The sequence below is a fragment of the Streptomyces lacaronensis genome, assembly GCF_047337785.1.
In the GTDB taxonomy this organism is placed as follows: domain Bacteria; phylum Actinomycetota; class Actinomycetes; order Streptomycetales; family Streptomycetaceae; genus Streptomyces; species Streptomyces lycopersici.
This window is the reverse complement of sequence record NZ_JBLHDK010000003.1, coordinates 7,427,899-7,453,924: the sequence shown is the minus strand read 5'-3', so window position 1 is coordinate 7,453,924 and position 26,026 is coordinate 7,427,899. Positions and strand designations below refer to the sequence as shown.

Genomic DNA, 26,026 nt, shown 5'->3' with positions numbered 1-26,026 from the left:
GTGCTGCCGCGCTTCAGCCGTTACCGAACCTCTTGTCGATGAAGTCGAAGAGCTCGTCGTCACTGACCTCTTCGAACGCTTCCGCCTCGGCGTCCGCCCCGGCGTCGTCCGCGGTGCGACGCACGTCGTTCCACTTCGCCAGCAGCGTCTGCAGGCGCACGGCGACGTTCGCATGCGCGGCCTCGTCCTCCGTCACCGAGACCAGCTCCTCCGGCGTCAGCGAGGACAGGCTGTTCTCCAACCGCTCCAGCTCCTCCAGTACGGGCACTCCGGGGCCCTCGGCGTCCGGCGCCACTTCCTGGCGCAGATGGCGCGCGAGCGCCACCGGCGTCGGGTAGTCGTAGACCAGCGTGGCCGTGAGCTTCAGCCCGGTGGCCGCGTTCAGCCGGTTGCGCAGTTCCACGGCGGTCAGCGAGTCGAAGCCCAGCTCCTTGAACGCCTGCTCGGCGCCCACCTGCTCCTTCGAGGCGTAGCCCAGCACGGCGGCCACCTGACGGCGGACCAGGTCGAGCACGGTCCGCTGCCGCTGGGCCTCCGACTGCCCGGCCAGCCGCCGCGCCAGGGTGCCCTCGCCGGTGTCCGCCACGGCCTCCGGGGCGGCGGGGCCGCCGGCCGCGGCGCGGCGCACGGGCGTGCGCACCAGGCCGCGGTAGAGCGGCGGCAGCTCCCCGGTGGTGGCGGCGGCGCGCAGCGTCGCCATCTCCAGCCGTACGGGCACCAGGACCGCCTCGTCGGCCACGGCGTGGGCCGCGTCGAACAGGGCGAGCCCCTCCGTCGCGGACAGCGGCAGCACCCCGCCGCGCGCCGCCCGCTTCTGGTCGGCCTCGCCGAGCCTGCCGCCCATGCCCCGCTCCTCGGCCCACATGCCCCACACCAGGGACAGCGCGGTACGGCCGGTGGCGCGGCGGTGGCCGGCGAGGGCGTCGAGGAAGACGTTCGCCGCCGCGTAGCCGCCCTGGCCCGCGCCGCCCAGGGTGCCGGCCGCGGCCGAGAAGAGCACGAAGGCGGACAGGTCCAGATCGCGGGTCAGCTCGTGGAGGTTGACCGCCGCGTCGACCTTGGGCCGCAGCACCGTGTCGACCCGCTCCGGCGTCAGCATGTCGATGACGCCGTCGTCGAGGACGCCCGCGGTGTGCACCACGGCCGTCAGCGGACGGGCGGCCGGAATCGTGGCCAGCAGCCCGGCGAGCGCCTCCCGGTCGGCCGCGTCACACGCGGCGACGGTGGCCCGCGCGCCCAACCCGGCGAGCTCCGCCACCAGTTCGGCCATGCCGTCGGCGGCGGGGCCGCTGCGGCTGGTCAGCAGCAGATGGCGGGCGCCGTGCGCGGTGACCAGATGGCGGGCGAAGAGCCTGCCCAGGCCGCCGGTGGCGCCGGTGATCAGCACGGTGCCGTCCGGGTCGATGGCCTTGACTGTCCCGGCGGCGTTGACGACCTTGGCCGTCTCGGCGGCGTCGGTGGCCATGGCGGTCCCGGCGACACCGGTGGCCAGGGCGGTCCCATCCGCGCCAACGGGCTCGGCAGTCCCGGCCGTGCCAACGGCCCCGGTGGCCGGGGCCGCCTCGACCCTGGCCAGGCGTGGCGCGTACGCCGTCCCGGCGCGCAGCGCCAGCTCGGGCTCGCCCGAGTCCAGCGCCGCCGCGATCGCCGGGTACGACACCTCGCCGTCCACGTCCAGCAGGACGAACTGGCCCGGGTTCTCCGTCTGCGCGGACCGCAGCAGACCCCACGCCGGGGCGTGCACCAGGTCCGCCACCGCCGGGTCACCGGCCGCGGCGACCGCGCCACGGGTGACCACCACCAGCCGGGCCGCACCGGGCCGGCCGCCGTTCAGCCACTCCTGGACCAGGGCCAGGACGCGGTGGGTGGCCGTGTGCGCACCGGCGGCGAGGCCGCCCTCCTCGGCGCCCGGCTCGGGCGGGAACGGCACCAGCACGGTGTCCGGCGCGGGCCCGCCCGCCTCGACCGCCGCGTTCAGCGATACGAGGTCGTCGTGGACCGTGGCACGGAACCCGGCCGTCTCCAGAGCCACGCTCAGCTTGAGCTCATCGCCGCCGATGACGGCGAAGCCCGCCGACGCGGTCTCCGAGGACGCCACCACCGGCGCCCAGTCGATACGGAACAGCGACTGATGGCGGTCGGAGGCGGCCGCACCGGCGATCCGGTCCACCTCGAGCGCCCCGGTCACCAGCGCGTCCACCGACGCCACCGGCGCACCCGACTCATCGGCCGCCACCATCGACACCGCGCCGTCCTCGGTCAGCGCGAGCCGTACGCGCAGCGCCTCGGCGCCCACCGCGTACAGGCTCAGCCCACGCCAGGAGCGCGCCACCGCGGCACCGCCCGCGCCCAGCGCAAGCGGCTGCAACGCGCCGTCCAGCAGGGCCGGGTGCAGGGCGAAGCGGGTCGCCTCGGGCCGCCGTTCCTCCGCGATACGCACCTCCGCGAACACTTCCTCGCCACGCCGCCAGACGCGGCGCAGGCTCTGGAACGCGGGGCCGTGCAGCAGCCCGGCGCGCGCCATGCTCGCGTACAGCTCATCGGTGTCGACCGGCTCCGCGTCGGCGGGCGGCCAGACGGACAGCGGCTCGGCGCCGCCAGCCGCCGGGGTGGCGCCCGCCGGGGTGCTGCTCGCCGGGGCCTCGGAGGCGAGGACACCGGCGGCGTGCCGGGTCCACCGCCGGTCCGTGTCCGAGCGCTCGTCACGCCCGTACACGGCCAGCGGGCGACGGCCATCACGGTCCGGCTCGCCGACCGACACCCGCAGCCGCACCCCGCCGCGCTCCGGCAGGACCAGCGGCTCGTCCAGGGTCAGCTCCTCCAGCAGCGCACAGCCCACCTGGTCCCCGGCGCGCACCGCCAGCTCCACGAACGCGGAGCCCGGCAGCACGGCCGTGTCCGCGACCGTGTGGTCCGCCAGCCACGCGTGCGAGGCGAGCGACAGCCGTCCGGAGAACACATACGCGTCCGCGTCGGGCAGTTCCACCGCCGCGCCCAGCAGCGGGTGGTCGGCCGAGCCGAGCCCCGCCGAGGCCATCTCGTCGAGGCTCAGCTGGGCGTCGACCCAGTAGCGGCCGCGCTGGAAGGCGTACGTCGGCAGCGCGACCTTCCGCGCGCCCGTACCGGCGAAGAACGCCTCCCAGTCCGGGGCCAGGCCACGGACGTACAGCCGGGCCAGCGCGCCCGTCACCGCCTCGGCCTCCGGCCTGCCCTTGCGCAGCGCGGGCAGCAGCTCGGCCGCGTCGGGCTCGGCCAGGCAGTCCTGGGCCATGGCGGTGAGGACACCGTCGGGGCCGAGCTCGACGTACGTGGTGACGCCTCGGGCTTCGAGGGTGCGGACACCGTCGAGGAAGCGGACCGCCTCGCGGACGTGGCGCACCCAGAAGCCGGGGCTGGTGATCTCCTCGGCGGAGACGACCGCGCCGGTGAGGTGGGAGACGATCGGGATGCGCGGGGCCTCGTATGTGAGCCCCTGCGCCACCTCGCGGAACGCCTCCAGCATCCCGTCCATACGCGGGGAGTGGAACGCGTGACTGACCGTGAGCCGCTTGGTCTTACGGCCCTGCGCCTCGAATACAGCCGCGATCTCGGCCGCCGCGTCCTCATCGCCCGCGATGACCACGGAGGTCGGGCCGTTGAGCGCGGCGATCGAGACGCGCTCGGTCAGCAGCGGCGCGACCTCGTCCTCCGACGCCTGCACCGCGATCATCGCGCCACCGGCCGGAAGTTCCTGCATCAGACGGCCACGCGCCGCGACCAACTTCGCCGCGTCGGCGAGCGAGAGCACACCCGCCACATGGGCCGCCGCCAGCTCACCGATCGAGTGCCCGGACAGGAAGTCCGCCTTCAGACCCCAGGTCTCCACCAGCCGGAACAGCGCCACCTCGACCGCGAACAGCGCGGGCTGGGTGAACCCCGTCCGATCAAGCGCCTCGGCGTCGTCCCCGAACAGCACCTCCCGCAGCGGCCGCTCCAGGTGCCCGTCCAGGTGCGCGCACACCTCGTCCAGCGCGTCCGCGAACACCGGGAAGGCGTCGTACAGCTCACGCCCCATCCCCAGCCGCTGACTTCCCTGCCCCGTGAACAGGAACGCCACCTTGCCACCGGCCACCGAGCCCTCGACCAGGCCCGGCACTTCGGACTCGCCCCGCGCCAGCGCCGCGAGACCGGCCGACAGCCCGTCCCCGCTGTCCGCGGTGAGCACGGCCCGGTGGTCGAGGGCGGCGCGCGTCGTGGCCAGCGAGTAGGCCACATCGGTGGCGGCCGGTACGGTCTCGCCGCCGAGGTGGGCCAGGAGCCGTTCGGCCTGACCGCGTACGGCGGCCGGGGACTTGCCCGACAGCACCCACGGCACCGTCGGCAGCTCCACCGCCGGGGTGGCGGCGGGAGTCTCCTCCGGCTCCGGGGCCTGCTCCAGCAGGGTGTGCGCGTTGGTGCCGCTGATGCCGAACGCCGACACCGCGGCCCGGCGCGGACGGCCGGTCTCCGGCCACTCCCGCGCCTCCGTCAGCAGCTCCAGCTCACCCGCGGACCAGTCGACATGCGGGGTCGGCTCGTCCACGTGCAGCGTCGGCGGCAGCACACCGTGACGCAGCGCAAGCACCATCTTCATCACACCGGCGACACCGGCCGCGGCCTGCGTATGCCCGATGTTGGACTTGATGGAGCCGAGCCACAGCGGTCGGCCCTCCTCGCGGTCCTGGCCGTACGTGGCCAGCAGCGCCTGCGCCTCGATCGGGTCACCCAGCGTCGTACCGGTGCCATGGGCCTCGACCGCGTCCACCTCGGACGCCGACAACCCCGCACCCGCCAGCGCCTGCCGGATCACCCGCTGCTGCGACGGACCATTCGGCGCGGTGAGACCGTTGCTGGCACCGTCCTGGTTGATCGCCGAGCCACGCACGACCGCCAGCACCTCATGACCATTGCGCCGGGCATCCGACAGCCGCTCCACGAGCAGCATGCCCACACCCTCACCCCAACCGGTGCCATCCGCACCCGCCGCGAACGCCTTGATCCGACCATCCGCCGCCAACCCACGCTGACGACTGAAATCCACAAACGAACCCGGCGTCGACATCACCGTCACACCACCGGCCAACGCCAACGAACACTCACCCGCACGCAACGCCTGAATCGCCCAGTGCAACGCCACCAACGACGAAGAGCAGGCCGTGTCCACCGTCACCGCCGGACCCTCGAGCCCCAGCGCGTACGACACCCGGCCCGACATCACACTGGCCGCGTTACCCGTCCCCATGAAGCCATCGCCGCCGTCCGGCGAGTGCAGGACGAGCGACATGTAGTCCTGGCCGTTGGTGCCCGCGAACACGCCGACCTGCCGGCCGCGCAGCGTGGTCGGATCGATCCCGGCCCGCTCGAACGCCTCCCACGACGTCTCCAGCAGCAACCGCTGCTGCGGATCCATGGCCAGGGCCTCACGCGGCGAGATGCCGAAGAACGCCGCGTCGAACTCCCCGGCGTCCGCCAGGAATCCGCCCTCGCGGACATAGCTGGTGTGCTCGGTGGCCGAGTCCGGGTCGTACAGCGCCTCCAGGTCCCAGCCGCGGTCGGCCGGGAAGCCCGTCACCGCGTCCTGCCCGGAGACCAGAAGCCGCCACAGCTCCTCCGGCGACCGCACACCGCCCGGGAAGCGGCAGCTCATCCCGACGATCGCGATCGGATCGTCGGCGACGGCCACCGCCGTGGACGGCACACCAGCCACCGTGTCGGCCGCGCCCTCCTCGCCCAGGATCTCCGTACGGAGGTGGGCGGCGAGCGCCGAGGACGACGGGTAGTCGTACACCAGGGTGGGCGGCAGCCGCAGCCCGGTCACGGTGTTCAGCCGGTTGCGCAGCTCCACCGCCGTCAGCGAGTCGAAGCCCAAGTCCCGGAAGGCCCGGTCCGCCTCGACGGCGTCCGCGTCGGAGTGGCCCAGCACATCGGCCACGGCCGAGCGCACCAGGTCCAGCAGCAGCCGCTCCCGCTCCGCCGCCGGGGCCCCCGCGAGCCGCTGGGCCAGCGAGGACTCGTCCGCGCCGCCACCGGCCGTACGGGCCGTACGCCCGCCCTCGGCCTCCAGCGCCGTACGCGCCTCGGGCAGCTCCAGCAGCAGCGGGCTCGGCCGGGAGGCGGTGAAGCCGGGGGCCAGCCGCTCCCAGTCGATGTCCGCGACCGTCACCACGGTCTCGTCCAGGTCCAAGGCACGTTGCAGCGCGGCGATGGCCAGGTCCGCCGCCATCGGCGGCACCCCGGCGCGGCGCATGCGCTGCTCCAGCGCGTCGTCCGCGGCCATCCCACCCTCGGCCCACGGGCCCCAGGCCACCGAGGTGGCGGGCAGGCCTTCGGCCCGGCGGCGCTCGGCGAGCGCGTCCAGGAAGGCGTTGGCGGCGGCGTAGTTGGCCTGACCGGCGGCGCCGATCGAGCCCGCGAACGACGAGAACAGGACGAAGGCCGTCAGGTCCAGGTCCCGCGTCAGCTCGTGCAGGTTGGCCGCGGCGTCGGCCTTGGCACGCAGGACGGTGGCGAAGCGCTCGGGGGTCAGCGACTCCAGCACGCCGTCGTCCAGCACCCCGGCCGCGTGCACCACCGCCGTCAGCGGCAGTTCGGCCGGGAGCCCGGCCACCAGCGCGGCCAGCGCCTCGCGGTCGGCGGCGTCGCAGGCCGCGACGGTGACCCGGGCGCCCGAGGCGGCGAGTTCGTCCCGCAGCGCGGCCGCGCCGGGGGCGTCGAGGCCACGGCGGCTGGTGAGCACCACGTGTTCGGCGCCCTTGTCGACCAGCCAGCGGGCCACATGCGCGCCCAGCGCGCCCGTACCGCCCGTCACCAGCACCGAGCCCGCGCCCGGCCGCCAGTCGCGGCCACGCTCGGTCATGGCGGTCTTGGAGGTGTCGGAGGTGTCGGAGGTGTCGGAGGTGGCGTAGGTCTTGGCGGCCTTGGCGGTGGTCTTGGCGGCCCGGGTCAGCCGGCGGCCGAAGACACCCGTGGCGCGCACCGCCACTTGGTCCTCGCCGTCGCCACCGGCCAGCACACCCGCGAGCCGCGACAGCGCACGGTCGTCCACCGTCTCCGGCAGATCGACCAGACCGCCCCACCGCTCGGCCAGCTCCAGGGCCGCGACCCGGCCCAGGCCCCAGACCCGAGCCTGCCACGGATCCACCGGGCCGTCCGCCCGGCCGGTCGAGACCGCGCCGCGCGTGGCGACCCACAGCGGCGCGTCCACGGCCAGATCACCAAGGGCTTGCGCCAGGGCGGCCGTACGGAGCAGCCCGTCGGCCCCCTCCGTCAGGGACGGCAGCGCGAACACCCCGGCCACCGGGGCGTCGGCGACCGCCTCGCGCAGCAGCTCGGCCATGCCCGTACGGTCCTCGGCGGCCAACTCGACCGTCCGCACCTCGGCGCCGCGTGCGGACAGCGTCCGTACGACACCCTCGGCCAGCGCGCCGTCCGCTCCGCTGTCCGCCTTGCCGTCCGTCGCGTCGGACAGGGCGACGGCCGGGAGGACGACCAGCCAGCGGCCGGTCAGCGTCCCCTCTGCGCGGGCGGCCACCGGCTTCCAGGTCACCTGGTAGCGCCAGGCGTCCACGGTGGACCGCTCGCCCTGGCGGCGCCGCCACGAGGACAGCACCGGCAGGACGGCGCCCAGCGAGGAGAGCGCGTCGGCGTCGGCGTCCTCGGACTGGAGCGTCCCGGCCAGGGCCTCCAAGTCCTCCCGCTCGACGGCCTCCCAGAACCGCGCGTCCACGGAATCCATGGCCGCGACGGTCTCGCGGACCTCCTCCGGGTTCTCGACCCAGAAGCGCTGCCGCTGGAAGGCGTAGGTCGGCAGCTCGACCGCGCGGGCCCCCGTACCGGCGAAGAACGCCACCCAGTCCGGTGCGAGTCCCCGGGTGTGCAGCGCGGCGAGGGCCGCCGTCAGCGCCACCGGCTCGGTACGCCCCTTGCGGAGCGCCGGGACGAAGGCGGCGGCATCGCCGGAGACGCACTCCTGGGCCATGGCGGTGAGTACGCCGTCGGGGCCCAACTCGACGTACGTGGTGACGCCCTGGGCTTCCATCGTCCGGACGCCATCGAGGAAACGGACGGCTTCGCGGACGTGGCGGACCCAGAAGTCGGGGGTGGTGATCTCCTCGGCGGAGGCCACGTTCCCGGTAAGGTTGGAGACGATCGGGATGCGCGGAGCCTCGTACGTGAGCCCCTGCGCCACCTCGCGGAACGCCTCCAGCATCCCGTCCATACGCGGGGAGTGGAACGCGTGGCTCACGGTGAGCCGCTTGGTCTTGCGACCCCGCGCCTCGAACGCGGCCGCGATCTCAGCCGCCGCGTCCTCATCACCCGCGATGACGACCGACGCCGGCCCGTTCAGGGCGGCGATCGAGAGGCGCTCTGTGAGCAGCGGCGCCACCTCGTCCTCCGACGCCTGCACCGCGATCATCGCGCCACCCTCGGCAAGCGCCTGCATCAACCGCCCACGCGCCGCAACCAACTTCGCCGCGTCCGCCAGCGACAACACGCCCGCCACCTGCGCGGCGGCCAGCTCACCGATCGAATGCCCGGAGAGGAAGTCCGGCCGCAGCCCCCACGCCTCCACCAGCCGGAACAGCGCCACCTCAACCGCGAACAACGCGGGCTGAGTGAACCCCGTCCGGTCCAGCGCCTCGGCGTCATCCCCGAACAGCACCGCCTTCAACGGCCGCTCAAGGTGTACGTCCAGCTCATCGCAGACCGCGTCCAACGCCTCCGCGAACACCGGGTAGGCGTCGTACAGCTCACGCCCCATCCCCAGCCGCTGGCTCCCCTGCCCCGTGAACAGGAACGCCACCTTGCCGCCCTCGGCCACCGTTCCCTGGATCAGCCCGGCCGCGGACTCGCCACGCGCGAGCGCCTCCAGGCCGGACAGCAGCCCGGCGCGGTCCTCGCCGATGACCACCGCGCGCCGTTCCAGCGCCGCCCGGCCCGTGGCCAGCGAGTGGCCGACGTCCGTGGTGTCCAGCTCGGGGTGGGTGGCGAGGTGGGCGAGGAGCCGTTCGGCCTGGCCGCGCAGAGCGGCCTCGGACTTGCCCGAGAGCACCCACGGCACCGCCGGCGGCACCGCCACCGGACGACCGGTCGCGGGGGTCTCCTCGGGGACGGGGGCCGGGGCCGGGGGCTGCTCCAGGATGGTGTGGGCGTTCGTACCGCTCACACCGAACGACGAGATGGCCGCCCGGCGCGGCCGGTCGAGCTCCGGCCACGGCCGGGCCTCGGTCAGCAGCTCGAGGTCGCCCGCCGACCAGTCCACATGCGGGGTGGGCTCGTCGATGTGCAGGGTCCGCGGAAGCACCCCGTGGCGCATCGCCATGATCATCTTGATGATGCCCGCGACACCCGCGGCGGCCTGGGTGTGACCGATGTTGGACTTCAGCGAGCCCAGCCACAGCGGCTGCCCCTCCGGCCGGTTGCGGCCGTAGGTGGCGAGCAGGGCCTGGGCCTCGATCGGGTCGCCCAGCGTCGTACCCGTGCCGTGCGCCTCCACCACGTCGACATCGGCGGTGGTGAGCCGGGCGCTGGTGAGCGCGTCACGGATGACGCGCTGCTGGGACGGGCCGTTGGGCGCCGTCAGACCGTTGGAGGCGCCGTCCTGGTTGATGGCGGAGCCCCGCACGATCGCCAGCACGCGGTGGCCGTTGCGCCGCGCGTCCGACAGCCGCTCGACGAGCAGCATGCCCGCGCCCTCGGCCCAGCCGGTGCCGTCCGCCGACGCCGAGAAGGACTTGCAGCGGCCGTCGGCGGACAGCCCCTGCTGGCGGCTGAAGTCGATGAACGTGTCCGGGGTGGCCATGACGGTCACACCACCGGCCAGCGCCAGCGAGCACTCGCCGTTGCGCAGCGCCTGCGCGGCCAGGTGCAGCGCCACCAGCGACGACGAACACGCCGTGTCGATGGTGACCGCCGGGCCCTCCAGACCGAAGGTGTACGCCACCCGGCCCGATGCGATGCTGCCCGCGCCGCCGGTGCCGAGGTAGCCCTCGAGCCCCTCGGGGACGGCGGTGAGCCGGGTCAGATAGTCGTGGTACATGACGCCCGCGAAGACACCGGTCCTGCTGCCGCGCACGGCCGCCGGGTCGATGCCCGCGCGCTCGAACGCCTCCCACGACGTCTCCAGCAGCAGCCGCTGCTGCGGGTCCATCGCCACGGCCTCGCGCGGGTTGATCCCGAAGAAGTCCGGGTCGAAGTCGGCGGCGTCGTGCAGGAAGCCGCCCTCGCGGGTGTAGCTGGTGCCCACCTGGTCGGGATCGTCGCTGTAGAGGGCGTCGAGGTCCCAGCCACGGTCGACGGGGAAGTCGGAGATGGCGTCGGTGGCGCCGATGACGAGCTGCCACAGTTCCTCGGGGGTGGTGACCCCGCCGGGGTAGCGGCAGCTCATACCGACGATGGCGATCGGCTCGTCCTCGGTGACGGCCGCCACCGGGACCGGGGTGTGCGCCTCCGCCGACCCCTCGCCCACCAGCTCGGTCCGCAGATGGCGGGCCAGGACCTGCGGGTCCGGGTAGTCGAAGACGAGCGTGGCGGGCAGCCGCAGCCCGGTGACCGTGTTGAGCTGGTTGCGCAGCTCGACGGCGGTCAGCGAGTCGAAGCCCAGCTCCTTGAACGCCCGGCCCGAACCGATGGTCTCCGCGCCCGCGTAGCCGAGCACGGTGGCCACCTGCGCCCGGACCAGGTCCAGCAGCAGCCGCTCCTGTTCGGGCTCGGACAGCCCGGCGAGCCGTCCGGCAAGGCCGGACTCGCCGCCCGCCGCGACCGCGTCCACCGCGCGCCGCGCCGGGCCCCGCACCAGACCGCGCAGCAACGGCGAGATCGCGGGCTGGTTGCGCAGCGCCGCGAGGTCCAGGCGCATCGGCACCAGCGACGCCTCGTCGACGGTCAGCGCGGCGTCGAAGAGCCGCAGCCCCTCCACCACCGGCAGCGGGGGCACTCCGGCCCGCCGCATCCGGGTGATGTCGGCCTCGTCCAGGGTGTCGCCCATGCCGCCACCGGCCCACAGGCCCCACGCCAGCGCGGTGGCGGGCAGGCCCCGGGCGGCGCGGTGCTGGGCGAGGGCGTCCAGGAAGGCGTTGGCGGCCGCGTAGTTGCCCTGCCCCGGGCCACCGAAGACACCGGCGGCCGAGGAGAACAACACGAACGCCGACAGGTCGAGGTCGCGGGTGAGCTCGTGGAGGTTCCATGCCGCGTCCGCCTTCGGGCGCATGACGTGCCTTATGCGCTCAGGCGTCAGCGAGCCGATCACACCGTCGTCCAGCACACCGGCCGTGTGCACGACCGCCGTCAGCGGATGCTCGGCGGGGACGGTGGCGAGGGCCGCGGCGAGCGCGTCCCGGTCCGCCACATCACACGCCGCCCAGCGCGCCTCGGCGCCCAACTCGGCCAGCTCGGCGGTCAGTTCGGTCGCGCCCGGGGCCTGGTCGCCGCGACGGCTGACCAGCAGGAGATGCCGTACGCCACGCTCGGCCACCAAGTGGCGGGCGAACAGGCCACCCAGCGAGCCGGACGCGCCGGTGACCAGCACCGTGCCATCCGGGTTCCACTCCGGCGCCTGGTTGTCGGCCGCCGAGGCGGTGCGGGCCAGGCGTGGCGTCTTGAGGACGCCCTCCCGCACCGCGACCTCGGCCTCGCCGCTCGCGAGCGCGGCGGGCAGCGCGGCCCGGGAGCCGTCGTGGCCGTCGAGATCGATCAGGACGAAGCGGTCCGGGTTCTCGGACTGCGCGGAGCGCAGCAGACCGCGTACGGCGGCGCCCGCCAGGTCCGTCACCGGCTCACCGGTTGCGGTGGCCACGGCCCCCGAGGTCAGCAGGACCAGACGGGAGTCCGTGAAGCGGTCGTCGGCCAGCCACTGCTGGAGCAGCCCCAGCGCCTGGGTGGTGGCCTGGTGCGCCGTGGCGGCGGGCGAGGGGCTTTCCCCCACCCCGCCCCTTCCCTCAACTTGGGGCTCCGCCCCAAGGCCCCGGTCCTCAAACGCCGGACGGGCTGGAGATGCCGCGCCGGGGCCTTCGAGTGCCGCGCCGTCCGCGCGCGGCGCCGGACGGGCCGGGGATGCCGCACCCGGGCCTTCAAGTGCCGCGCCGTCCGCGGACCGGCCCGTACGCCCTTCGGGCGTGTCCTCAATCGCCGGACGGGCTTGATTTGCCGCACCCGGGCCTTCAGACGCCGCGCCGTCCGAGTGCACGGCCGGACGGGCTTGATGCGTCAGGTCCACCACGACCTGGTCCGGCAGCGCCGTTCCGGAATCGATGGCCTCGCCCAGCGCGGTCAGGTCCGGGTATGCCGTGGCGCCCGAGCCGAACGCATCCGTGCCCAGCACCGACCAGCGGCCGTCGGCCGTCGCGTCGGCCACGTCCGCGGGTGCGGCCGTCGTCCACTCCACGCGGTACAGCGACTCGTGGTAGGCCGTGCGCGCGCTCTCCAACTGCCCGGCCGACACCGGGCGCAGCACCAGCGAGTCCACGGCGGCGACCGGTGCACCGGTGGCGTCCGCGATCTCCAGCCGGACGCCGTCGCCGCCCACGGCGGCCATCCGCACCCGCAGCGTGGCCGCGCCGCTCGCGTACAGCGACACCCCGGTCCAGGCGAACGGCAGCCGCCCCTCGGTCTCGGTGCCGCCGAGCCCGGCAAGGCCGAGCGCGTGCAGCGCGGCGTCCAGCAGCGCCGGGTGCAGCCCGAACGCGGCGGCCTCCTCGGCCGTGCCCTCGTCCAGCGCCACCTCGGCGAACACCTCGCCGCCGCGCCGCCACGCCCTACGAAGCCCCTGGAACGCGGGGCCGTACGCGAAACCGACGTCCCGCAGCTCGGCGTAACGGTCGCCGACCGCCACCTCGGCGGCGTCCGCCGGAGGCCATGCGCTCAGCTCGAACGACGCCTCCGGCGCACCGGCGGACGCCAGCACACCGGACGCGTGCCGGGTCCACGGCTCCTCGGCCGACAGGTGCTCGGCCCGGGAGTGCAGTTCCAGCGGACGGCGGCCGGTGTCATCGGCCGCGCCGACCCACAGCCGCAGCTGGACACCGCCGTCCTCGGGCAGGACCAGCGGCACCTCGAGGGTCAGTTCCTCCAGCACCTCGCAGCCGACCTGGTCACCGGCGCGGACCGCGAGCTCCACGAACGCGGTTCCGGGCAGCAGCACCGTGTCCATGATGGTGTGATCGGCGAGCCACGGATGCGTGGACAGCGCAAGCCGCCCGGTGAACAGCATCCCGTCCGCGCTGGGCAGTTCGGCGCTGGCGCCGAGCAGCGGATGCCCGGCCTGGCCGAGTCCGACCGCGGCCACGTCGCCGAGGAACAGCGACGAGACCTTCGGCCAGTAGCGCTGCCGCTGGAAGGCGTACGTGGGCAGCTCGTCCGGCGCCAGCCGGGTGGCGCCGGTCCCGGCGTAGAAGGCCGCCCAGTCCACGGCCACGCCACGGACGTGCGCCCGTGCCACGGCCGTGGTCAGCGCCTCGGCCTCGGGACGGTCCTTGCGCAGGGCGGAGACGAACGCGGCGTCCGACGCGGAGTCGGTCACGCACTCCTGCGCCATCGCGGTCAGGACCCCGTCCGGGCCCAGCTCGATGAACGTGGTGACGTCGCGCGCTTCGAGGGTGCGCATGCCGTCGAGGAAGCGGACGGCCTCGCGGACGTGGCGCACCCAGAAGCCGGCCGTCGTGATCTCCTCGGCGGAGACCACGTCCCCGGTGAGGTTGGAGACGATCGGGATCTTCGGGTCCTCGTACGTCAGCCCCTCGGCCACCTCGCGGAACGCGTCCAGCATCCCGTCCATACGCGGCGAGTGGAACGCGTGGCTCACGGTGAGCCGCTTGGTCTTACGCCCCTGCGCCTCGAAATCAGACGCGATCGCGACAGCCGCGTCCTCATCGCCCGCGACGACCACGGAGCTCAGCCCGTTGAGCGCGGCGATCGACACGCGCTCGGTCAGCAGCGGCAGCACCTCGTCCTCGGACGCCTGGATGGCGATCATGGCGCCACCGGCGGGCAGCTCCTGCATCAGACGGCCACGCGCCGCCACCAACTTCGCCGCGTCCGCGAGCGAGAGCACACCCGCCACATGTGCGGCGGCCAACTCACCGATCGAATGCCCGGAGAGGAAATCGGGCCGCAGCCCCCACGCCTCCGAAACCAGCCGGAACAACGCCACCTCAACCGCGAACAACGCGGGCTGAGTGAACCCCGTCCGATCCAGCACCTCGGCGTCATCCCCGAACAGCACCGTCTTCAACGGCCGCTCAAGGTGCCCGTCCAGCTCATCGCAGACCGCGTCCAGCGCCTCCGCGAAGGCCGGGTACGCGTCGTACAGCTCACGGCCCATCCCCAGGCGCTGGCTGCCCTGCCCCGTGAACAGGAACGCCACCCGGCCACCGGCCACCGAGCCCCGCACGAGCCCGGCCGCCGTACCCCCCTCGGCGAGCGCTTCCAGAGCGGACAGCAGCCCGTCCCGGTCCTCGGCGACCAGCGCCGCGCGCTCCTCGAAGGCCGAGCGGCCCACGGCGAGTGCGTAGCCGAGGTCGGCCGTGCGGAGGTCGGTCCGCTCGGTCAGGTGGCCGTGCAGCTGCTCGGCCTGGGCGCGCAGCCCGTCTTCCGTACGGGCCGAGAGCAGCACCGGCAGGGCCGCCCGGCCCTCATCGGTGTCCGCGACAGCCTCGGCGACGTCAGCCGCCGGGGCCTCTTCCAGCACGGCGTGGGCGTTGGTGCCGCTGAAGCCGAACGAGGAGATGCCCGCACGACGCGGACGGCCGGTCTCCGGCCACTCCCGCGCCTCCGTCAGCAGGCTGATGTCGCCCGCCGCCCAGTCCACATGCGGGGTCGGCTCGTCCACGTGCAGGGTGCGTGGCAGCACCCCGTGCCGCATGGCGAGGACCATCTTCATCACACCGGCGACACCGGCGGCGGCCTGCGTATGGCCGATGTTGGACTTGATGGAGCCGAGCAGCAGCGGCTGCCCCTCCGCCCGGTCCTGGCCGTACGTGGCCAGCAGCGCCTGCGCCTCGATCGGGTCACCCAGCCGGGTGCCCGTGCCATGGGCCTCGACCGCGTCCACCTCGGACGCCGACAACCCCGCACCCGCCAGCGCCTGCCGGATCACCCGCTGCTGCGACGGACCATTCGGCGCCGTCAGACCATTCGACGCACCGTCCTGGTTGACCGCCGTGCCGCGCACGAGCGCGAGCACCGGGTGGCCATTGCGCCGCGCGTCCGACAGCCGCTCCACGAGCAGCATGCCGACGCCCTCGCCCCAGCCGGTGCCGTCCGCCCCGGCCGCGAACGCCTTGATCCGGCCGTCCTCCGCGAGTCCGCGCTGACGGCTGAAGTCCACGAACACACCGGGCGTGGACATCACGGTGACACCGCCCGCGAGCGCGATCGAGCACTCGCCGCCGCGCAGCGCCTGGATCGCCGAGTGGAGGGCGACCAGCGAGGAGGAACAGGCGGTGTCGATGGTGACCGCGGGACCTTCGAGACCGAAGGTGTAGGCGAGCCGGCCCGAGATCACGCTGGCCGCGTTGCCCGTGCCCATGTGGCCTTCGAGGCCCTGCGAGTCGCCCAGCAGCAGGGACAGGTAGTCCTGGCCGTTGGTGCCGACGAAGACACCGGCGGTGGAGCCGCGCAGCGTCGCCGGGTCGATGCCCGCACGCTCGAACGCCTCCCACGACGTCTCGAGCAGCAGCCGCTGCTGCGGGTCCATCGCCAGCGCCTCGCGCGGCGAGATGCCGAAGAACGCCGGGTCGAAGTCGGCCGCGTCCCGCAGGAAGCCGCCCTCGCGGACGTACGAGGTGCCCTCGACGTCCGGGTCCGGGTTGTAGAGCGCGTGGAGGTCCCAGCCGCGGTCGGCGGGCATGTCCGAGATGACGTCCGTGCCGGACACCAGCAGCCGCCACAACTCCTCGGGGGTGCGGACGCCGCCCGGGAAGCGGCAGCTCATCGCGACGATCGCGATCGGGTCGTCACCGGCCGCCGCGCCCGCCACCGGCGAGCCGCCGCCCGTGGCCACCGCCTGCCCGCCGAGCAGTTCGGCGAAGAGGTGGTCGGCGAGGGCGAGCGGTGTCGGATAGTCGTAGACGAGGGTGGCGGGCAGCCGCAGATCGGTGGCGGCGCCCAGGCCGTTGCGCAGTTCGACGGCGGTGAGGGAGTCGAAGCCGATGTCGCGGAAGGCCCGTTCGGCGCTGATGTCGGACACATCGGCGTGGCCGAGGACGTCCGCCACATGGGTCCGTACGAGATCCAGCAGCGCCCGGTGGCGCTCCGCCTCGGGCAGGCCGAGGAGGCGCCGCGCGAGCGCGGAGGCGGTCTCGGCCGGTGCGGCCTCGCTGGTCGCGATCACGGCGGCCTGGCGCACCTCGGGCAGGTCGGCCAGCAGGGGGCTGGGGCGGCCCGCGGTGAAGCCCGGCGCGAACCGGTCCCAGTCGACGTCCGCCACCGTCACGGCCGTGTCGCCCAGGTCGAGGGCGCGCTCCAGGGCGTCGATCGCGAGATCGGCGTCCATCGGTGGCATCCCGGCGCGGCGCATGCGCTGCTCCAGCGCCTCGTCGGCGGCCATGCCGCCCGCGGCCCACGGGCCCCAGGCGATCGAGGTGGCGGGCAGGCCCTCGGCGCGCCGCCGCTCGGCGAGCGCGTCCAGGAAGGCGTTGGCGGCGGCGTAGTTGGCCTGGCCCGCCGCGCCCACGGTGCCGCTGGTCGAGGAGAACAGCACGAACGCGGACAGGTCAAGATCGCGCGTCAGCTCGTCCAGCGCGAGCGCGGCGTCGGCCTTGGCGCGCAGGACGGTCGCGAAGCGCTCGGGGGTCAGCGACTCCAGCACGCCGTCGTCCAGCATCCCGGCCGCGTGTACCACCGCCGTCAGCGGGAGCTCGGCGGGGAGGTCGGCCAGCAGCCCGGCCAGCGCCCCGCGGTCGGCCACATCGCACGCGGTGACCGTGATCCGGGCTCCGGACGCGGCGAGTTCATCGCGCAGCTCGGCCGCGCCCGGGGCATCCAGGCCACGGCGGCTCGTGAGCACCACGTGCTCGGCGCCCTTGGCGATCAGCCAACGGGCCACCTGGCCGCCCAGCGCGCCCGTACCGCCCGTCACCAGCACCGTGCCGTGAGCACTCCAGCCCCCGGACTCCGCCACCTGCCGTGCGGTCGCCCGCGCCAGCCGGCGGCCGAACACCCCGGAGGCGCGGACGGCGATCTGGTCCTCGTCCCCGGCCCCGGCGAGCACCACCGCGAGCCGCGACAGCACCCGGTCGGTCATCGTCTCGGGGAGGTCGATGAGACCGCCCCAGCGGTCGGGCAGCTCCAGGGCCGCCACTCGGCCCAGGCCCCAGACCCGGGCACGGGCCGGGTCCACCGGCTCGCCCTGACGCCCCGTCGAGACCGCGCCCCGGGTGGCACACCACAGCGGCGCGTCGATCGCGGCGTCGCCCATGGCCTGCACGAGAGCGGCCGTGGGCAGCAGGGCGTCGGCGTCCCCGGTGGCCAGCAGCGAGAGCACACCGGCCACGGCGCCGCCGCCATCGGCCGCCGTACGCAGCCGCCCGGCGATGGACGCGCGGTCCTCGGCGGCAGCGTCCGCCAGGTCGAGCCGCCGCACCTCGGCACCCCGCTCGGTCAGCGTACGGACGACACCGTCCGTCCACGCGTCGGCGGCGGCGTCCCCAGCGGGGGCGACGACGAGCCACACCCCGGACAGCCGGGCCGCGGAGCCCAGCGACAGCGGCTTCCACGCCACCTGGTACCGCCAGCCGTCGACACCCGCTGCGGCGGCGAGGCTCGTCACCGGCTCCTCGGGCCAGTAGCGGCGGTGCTGGAAGGCGTAGGTCGGCAGGTCGACGCGGCACGCGCCGGTCCCGGCGAAGTACCCGGCCCAGTCCGGCGTCATGCCACGCACATACGCGCGGGCGACGGCCGTGGTCAGTGCCTCGGCCTCGGGACGGTCCTTGCGCAACGCGGTGGCGAAGGCGGCCGTGTTGGCCTTGGTGACGCACTCCTGCGCCATGGCGGTCAGGACACCGTCGGGGCCGAGCTCGATGAAGTTCGTGACGCCCTGGGCCTCGAGGGTCCGGATGCCATCGAGGAAGCGCACGGCCTCGCGGACGTGGCGGACCCAGAAGTCGGGGGTGGTGATCTCCTCGGCGGAGACCACGGTGCCGGTGAGGTTGGAGACGATCGGAATGCGCGGGGCCTCGTACGACAGCCCCTGCGCCACCTCGCGGAACGCGTCCAACATGCCGTCCATGCGCGGCGAGTGGAACGCGTGGCTCACGGTGAGGCGCTTGGTCTTACGGCCCCGCGCCTCGAAACCGGAAGCGATCTCCAGAGCCGCGTCCTCATCACCCGCGATGACGACGGACGTCGGCCCGTTGAGCGCGGCAATCGAGACGCGTTCAGTGAGCAGCGGCGTGACCTCTTCCTCCGACGCCTGGACGGCGATCATCGCGCCACCCTCGGCAAGCTCCTGCATCAACCGCCCACGCGCCGCCACCAGCTTCGCGGCGTCCGCGAGCGAGAGCACACCCGCCACATGCGCGGCGGCCAGCTCACCGATCGAGTGACCCGACAGGTAGTCCGGCGTCAGCCCCCATGCCTCGACCAACCGGAACAGCGCCACCTCGACCGCGAACAGCGCGGGCTGAGTGAACCCGGTCTGGTCGAGCGCCTCGGCGTCGTCCCCGAACAGCACCGTCTTCAACGGCCGTTCAAGGTGTACGTCCAGCTCGTCGCAGACCGCGTCCAGCGCCTCCGCGAACACCGGGTAGGCGTCGTACAGCTCACGGCCCATCCCGGGCCGCTGGCTCCCCTGCCCCGTGAACAGGAACGCCGTCTCGCCCTCGGCGACCGCGCCCTCGACCAGCCCCGGCGCGGACTCGCCCCGCGCCAGCGCGTCGAGCCCGGCCAGCAGGTTGTCCCTGCCGTCCGCGACCAGCACCGCGCGTGCGTCCAGCGCGGCGCGGCCGGTGGCCAGGGTGTGGGCGATGTCAGCCGGTTCGAGGTCGGGCTGGGCGGTCAGATGGGCGTACAGCCGCTCGGCCTGGGCCCGCAGGGCGTCGGTGCCCTTGGCCGAGAGCGCGTACGGCAGCACACCGGAGCCGTCCCGCTCGGTGTCCGCCACCCGCTCTGCGGTGATGGCCGGGGCCTGCTCGATGATGGTGTGCGCGTTGGTGCCGCTGATGCCGAACGACGACACCGCCGCCCGGCGCGCGCGGCCGGTCTCCGGCCACGCCATCCGCTCCGTCAGCAGCGCGATGTCACCGGCCGTCCAGTCGACATGCGGCGACGGCTCGTCCACGTGCAGCGTCTGCGGCAGCACACCGTGCCGCATGGCCATCACCATCTTGATGATGCCCGCGACACCGGCAGCGGCCTGGGCGTGGCCGATGTTGGACTTGATGGAGCCCAGCCACAACGGCTGCCCCTCGGCCCGCTCCTGGCCGTACGTGGCCAGCAGCGCCTGCGCCTCGATCGGGTCGCCCAGCGTCGTGCCCGTGCCGTGGGCCTCGACCACGTCCACATCGCCGCTGGTCAGTCCGGCGCTGGTCAGCGCCTTGCGGATGACGCGCTGCTGGGACGGGCCGTTCGGCGCGGTGAGGCCGTTGCTGGCACCGTCCTGGTTGACGGCCGAGCCGCGCACCACGGCCAGCACCTGATGGCCGTTGCGCCGCGCGTCCGACAGCCGCTCCACGAGCAGCATGCCCACGCCCTCGCCCCAGCCGGTGCCGTCCGCCCCGGCCGCGAACGCCTTGCAGCGGCCGTCGGCGGCCAGGCCGCCCTGGCGGCTGAACTCGGTGAAGTGGCCGGGCGTCGTCATCACGGTGACACCGCCCGCGAGCGCCATCGCGCACTCGCCCTGGCGCAGCGCCTGGATCGCCCAGTGCAGCGCCACCAGCGACGACGAACAGGCCGTGTCGACGGTGACCGCCGGGCCCTCCAGACCGAGGGCGTAGGCGATACGGCCGGACATGACACTGCCCGCGTTGCCCGTCATCACATGGCCCGCGACCTCCGAACCGGCCTGCTCCAGACCGGCGTCGTAGCCGCTGTAGGCCGCGCCCACGAACACGCCGACCGAGCGGCCGCGCAGCGAGTCCGGGTCGATCCCGGCGCGCTCGAACACCTCCCAGGACGTCTCCAGCAGCAGCCGCTGCTGCGGGTCCATGGCCAGCGCCTCACGCGGCGAGATCCCGAAGAACGCGGCGTCGAAGAGGTCCGCTTCGTGCAGGAAGCCACCGGCGCGGGCGTAGTCGGACGGGCCCGCGTCGGCCTCGTCGCCGTCCGCCGCCCACTGGCTCTCCCAGTTGCGGTTGACGGGGAATCCGGTGATGGCGTCCGAGCCCGTGGCCACGAGCTGCCACAGGTCCTCGGGCGAGCGGACGTCGCCGGGGTAGCGGCAGCCCATCGCGACGATGGCGATCGGGTCGTCGGCGAGGGAGGCGGTGGCGGTGGCCGCGAGTGCGGGGTCCGCCGGCTCGGCCTCGGCCTCGTTCTCGTCCGGGCCGAGGAGTTCGGCGCGCAGATGGTCGGCGAGGACGGTGGGGTTGGGGTGGTCGAAGACGATCGTGGTGGGCAGCTTGAGCCCGGTGGCGGCGGAGAGCCGGTTGCGCAGTTCGACGGCGGTGAGCGAGTCGAAGCCCAGCTCCTTGAAGGCCCGGCGCGCCTCGATGGCATCGGCGGAGGCGTGGCCGAGGGCCGTGGCCACATGGCCGCGTACGAGGTCCAGCAGCGTCCGGCGGCGCTCGTTCGGGGAGAGCGCGCGCAGCCGGTCCGCGAGGGAGGAACCGGCGGCGAGCGCGCCCGCGGCGGTGCGCCGGCCGGTGGTCCGGATCAGCCCGCGCAGCAGCGCCGGGACCGGGCCGGATCCGGCGGCGGAGCGCAGCGCGGCGAGGTCGAGGCGGGCCGGGATCAGCAGGGTGCGGCCGGTGCGGCGGGCGGCGTCGAAGAGCGCCATGCCCTCGTCGTCGCTGAGGGCGCCCATGCCGCTGCGGGCCAGCCGCAGCAGATCGGTCTCGGTCAGACCGCCGGTGATCCCGCCGGACCGGGCCCACAGGCCCCACACCAGCGAGGTGGCGGGCAGGCCCGCCGCATGGCGATGTGCGGCGAGCGCGTCGAGGAAGACGTTGGCCGCGGCGTAGTTGGCCTGTCCCGCGCCGCCCAGCGTGCCCGCGATGGCGGAGAACAGCACGAACGCGGACAGGTCGAGGTCGCGGGTCAGCTCATGCAGATTCCACGCCGCGTCCACCTTGGGACGCAGCACCCGCTCCAGCTGCTCGGCCGTCAGGGCGGCGGCCGTGCCGTCGTCCAGCACACCGGCGGTGTGCACGACGGCCGTCAGCGGATGCTCGGCCGGGACGGCGGCCAGGGTGGCGGCGAGCGCGTCGCGGTCCGCGGCGTCGCAGGCGGCGAGGGTGACCTCGGCGCCCCGCGTACGGAGTTCGGCGGCCAGTTCGGCGGCCCCGTCGGCGTCCGCGCCACGACGGCTGGTCAGCAGCAGGTGACGTACGCCGTGCTCGGCCACCAGGTGGCGGGCGAGCAACTGGCCGAGGGCACCGGTGCCGCCGGTGATGAGCACGGTGCCATCGGCGTCGAACGCGGGGGCGGCGGCCACGGAGTTGTTGTCGGGAGCCGCGGCCGAGTCCGGCGTCGGGGTCGAGCCCGAGCCCAAGCCCGGGATCAGGGCCGAACCCGAGGCCGGGGCCGAGCCGGGGACCGAGCCCGGGGCCGGGGCCGAGCCCGGGGCCGGGGCCGAGCCCGGGGCCGGGGCCGAGCCCGGGGCCGGGGCCGAGCCCGGGGCCGGGGCCGAGCCCGGGGCCGGGGCCGAGCCCGGGGCCGGGGCCGGGGCGCGGGTCAGGCGGGGGGCCAGGGTGCGGCCCGTGCGCAGGGCGAGCTCCGGCTCCCCGGTGGCCAGGGCGTCGGAGAGCGCGTCCGCGGAGGTCTCGTCGAGGTCGACGAGGACGAAACGGCCGGGGTTCTCGGTCTCGGCGGAACGCACCAGACCCCACAGGGGTGCGTGCGCCAGGTCGGTGACGCCCTCCTCGGCATCAGCGGCCATCGCGCCCCGGGTGACGAGCACCAGGCGCGCGTCGGCGAACCGCTCATCGGCCAGCCAGCCCTGCACCAGGGCCAGCGCACGCCGTGCCTCCCGGTGCGCGGCCTCGGCCACGTTCTCGTTCGCGTCGCCGGGTATGGGCGCGAAAGACGCGAGGACCAGATCCGGGGCGGCGGTGTCGCCCGCCTCGACGGACGCGCCCAGCGCGGCCAGATCGGGGACGGAGTCGGCGGCCACTCCGGCCGCGACCAGCCCGAACGGGTCCTCGCCCAGGGCAATACGGCGAGCGACGGCATCCGGCCCGGCGGAGGCGGTCTGCGGGGCCACCCAGTCCAGCCGGAACAGGCTCTGCCGCGCCACATCCGCGTCACCGGTGAGGTCATCGGGCAGCGGACGGCAGCGCAGGCCGTCCACGGCGGCGACCGGCTCGCCCGTGGCATCGGCCAGCGCCAGGGACACCGTGTCGGCTCCGGCGGGTGCGATCCGTACGCGCAGCGCCGACGCGCCCTCCGCGTACAGGGAGACGCCCTGCCAGCCATCGGTCAGCTGGGCGCCGTCGCGGCCGTGGAGGGCGTGCAGGGCGGCGTCCAGCAGCGCCGGATGGACGGCGAACTCCTCGGCGCCGGGCTTGGCGTCGTCGTCCAGCCGGACCTCGGCGAAGAGTTCGTCCCCGCGCCGCCAGGCGGCCGTGAGCCCCTGGAACCCGGGGCCGTACCGCAGCCCGTCCTCGGCCAGCCGGGCGTAGAGCGCCTCGGGTTCGATGGCCTCGGCGGCGGTCGGCGGCCACTCGGCGAGGTCGAACGACGGGCTGGGGGCCCCGGAGGTGAGCACTCCGCTCGCGTTGCGCACCCACGCCGTTTCGGCGGCGGCGTCCTCCGTACGGGAGGAGACGGTGAACGAGCGGTGCCCGGCGTCGTCCGGCGCGCCGACCGTGACCTGGAGCCGGACGCCACCGCGTACGGGCAGTACCAGCGGGGTGTGCGGGGTCAGCTCGTCGAGGAGGTCACATCCGAGCTGGTCACCGGCCCGGACGGCAAGCTCCACGAACGCCGAGCCCGGCACCACCACCGCGTCCCGGACCGTGTGCTCGGCCAGCCACGGATGGGTGTCGAGACCCAGCCGCCCCGTGAACACCAGCCCATCGGACTCCGCCAGCGGCACCGCCGCACCCAGCAGCGGATGCCCCGCCAGCTCCAGCCCAACGGACGCCACATCACCCACGGACACCGCGCCCGGCTCCAGCCAGAACCGCTCGCGCTGGAAGGCGTACGTCGGCAGGTCCACGCGGTGCGCGCCCGTACCGGCGAAGTACGCGGCCCAGTCCACCGCCACACCGCGCACATGGGCGCGCGCGAGAGCGGTGGTCAGCGCCTCGGCCTCGGGACGGTCCCTGCGCAGCGCGGAGATGAACCCGGCGTCGGACGCCGAATCGGTCACGCAGTCCTGGGCCATCGCGGTGAGCACACCGTCCGGGCCCAACTCGATGAACGTGGAGACGTTCTGCGCCTCAAGGGTCCGCACCCCGTCCAGGAAGCGCACGGCCTCACGGACATGGCGCACCCAGAAGTCGGGGGTCGTGATCTCATCGGCGGAGACGACGGCACCGGTGAGGTTGGAGACGATCGGAATGCGCGGGGCCTCGTACGACAGCCCCTGCGCGACCTCGCGGAACGCGTCCAACATGCCGTCCATACGCGGCGAATGGAACGCATGGCTGACCGTGAGCCGCTTGGTCTTCCGACCCCGCGCCTCGAACGAGGCAACGATCGCGACAGCCTCGTCCTCATCACCCGCGATGACCACCGACGTGGGCCCATTGAGCGCGGCGATGCTCACGCCATCGGTGAGCAGCGGCGCCACCTCATCCTCCGACGCCTGCACCGCGACCATCACGCCACCCGCCGGAAGCGCCTGCATCAACCGCCCACGCGCCGCAACCAACCGCGCAGCATCCGCCAGCGACAGCACACCCGCCACATGCGCGGCCGCCAACTCACCAATCGAATGCCCGGAAAGGAAATCGGGCCGCAGACCCCACGCCTCCGACACCAGCCGGAACAACGCCACCTCAACCGCGAACAACGCAGGCTGAGTGAACCCCGTCCGATCCAGCACCTCGGCATCGTCCCCGAACAGCACATCCCGCAGCGGGCGCTCAAGATGCGGATCCAGCTCCGCACACACCGCGTCCAGCGCCTCCGCGAACACCGGATAGGCGTCATACAGCTCACGCCCCATCCCCAGCCGCTGACTCCCCTGCCCCGTGAACAGGAACGCCACCTTGCCACCGGCCACCGAACCCTCGACCACACCCGGCGCACCACGCCCCTCAGCCAGCGCACCCAAACCAGCCAGCAGCCCATCCCGGCCCTCGGCCACCACCACCGCACGGTGATCAAAGGCCGACCGCCCGGTCGCCAGCGAGAACCCCACATCCACCGGACGCAGCTCACCCCCCGCCACCACATGCGCCACCAACCGCTCCGCCTGAGCACGCAACGCGCCCGCACCCCGCCCCGAAAGCACCCACGGCACCACACCCGGAGCCACAGCACTCACAGGAGCCTCAGCCGCCTCCACCACCGGCGCCTGCTCGATGATCGTGTGCACATTCGTACCGCTCACACCGAACGACGAGATGCCCGCCCGGCGCGGCTGGCCGGTCTCGGGCCACGGCCGCGCCTCGGTCAGCAGGGACACCTCTCCCGCCGACCAGTCGACATGCGGGGTGGGCTCGTCCACGTGCAGCGTCTGCGGCAGCACCCCGTGCCGCATCGCCATGACCATCTTGATGACGCCACCGATACCGGCGACGTTCTGGGTGTGGCCGATGTTCGACTTCAGCGAGCCGAGCCACAGCGGACGCCCCTCCGGCCGCTCCTGGCCGTACGTGTCGAGCAGCGCCTGCGCCTCGATGGGGTCGCCCAGCGTCGTGCCCGTGCCATGGGCCTCCACCGCGTCCACATCGGCGGCGGCGAGCCGGGCGTTCTCCAGGGCCTGCCGGATGACACGCCGCTGGGACGGCCCGTTCGGCGCCGTCAGACCGTTGGACGCACCGTCCTGGTTCACGGCGCTGCCACGCACCACCGCAAGCACCGGGTGGCCGTTCCTGCGCGCGTCCGACAGCCGCTCGACCAGCAGCACGGCGACACCCTCGGACCAGCCGGTGCCGTCCGCCGAGGCCGCGAAGGACTTGCAGCGGCCGTCGGCGGAGAGTCCGCGCTGGCGGCTGAACTCCACGAACACATCCGGGGAGGACAGCACGGTCGCGCCCGCCGCCACCGCCAGTGAGCACTCGCTCTGCCGCAGCGCCTGGACCGCCAGGTGCAGCGCGACCGAGGACGAGGAGCAGGCGGTGTCGATGGTGGCCGCCGGGCCCTCGAGACCGAAGGCGTAGGAGAGCCGCCCGGACGCGACGCTGGAGGCGGTGCCGGTGAGCAGATGGCCCTCGACACCCTCCGGCAGGTCGTACTCCCCCGCCCCGTACGCCTGCGTGGACGCGCCGACGAACACACCGGTACGCGAGCCCCGCATCGTCGCCGGGTCGATCCCGGCCCGCTCGAACGCCTCCCACGACGTCTCCAGCAGCAGCCGCTGCTGCGGGTCCATCGCCAGCGCCTCGCGCGGCGAGATCCCGAAGAAGCCCGGGTCGAACCGGCTCGCGTCGTACAGGAACCCGCCCCCGCGGGCGTAGAACGTGCCCTCGCGTTCCGGGTCCGGGTCGTACAGCGCCTCGATGTCCCAGCCGCGGTCGTCGGGGAAGCCGGAGATGGCGTCCTGACCGTCCGCGACGAGCCGCCACAGCTCCTCGGGGCTGCCGACGCCGCCGGGGAACCGGCAGCTCATGCCGACGATCGCGATCGGTTCCCGGGAGGCGTCGGTGAGCTGCTGGTTCTGTTTCCGCAGCCGCTCGGTTTCCTTGAGCGAGGCCCGCAGCGCGTCAACGAGCTTTTCGTTGGGGGTTGTCATCGTGTACTCCGT

1 protein-coding gene is annotated in these 26,026 nt (G+C 74.2%); it reads right to left on the bottom strand.

Annotated features, from left to right (window positions below):
- Positions 1–13: 13 nt before the first annotated feature.
- Positions 14–26,014 (bottom strand): type I polyketide synthase, encoded by a 26,001-nt coding sequence (locus tag ACMTAK_RS32185; RefSeq protein ID WP_413809412.1) that lies wholly within the window; start codon positions 26,012–26,014, stop codon positions 14–16.
- Positions 26,015–26,026 lie beyond the last annotated feature (12 nt).

Bases quoted from the DNA above. Each gene is read 5' to 3' on its own strand.
- ACMTAK_RS32185 (WP_413809412.1), bottom strand. From the start codon at position 26,014: ATGACAACCCCCAACGAAAAGCTCGTTGACGCGCTGCGGGCCTCGCTC.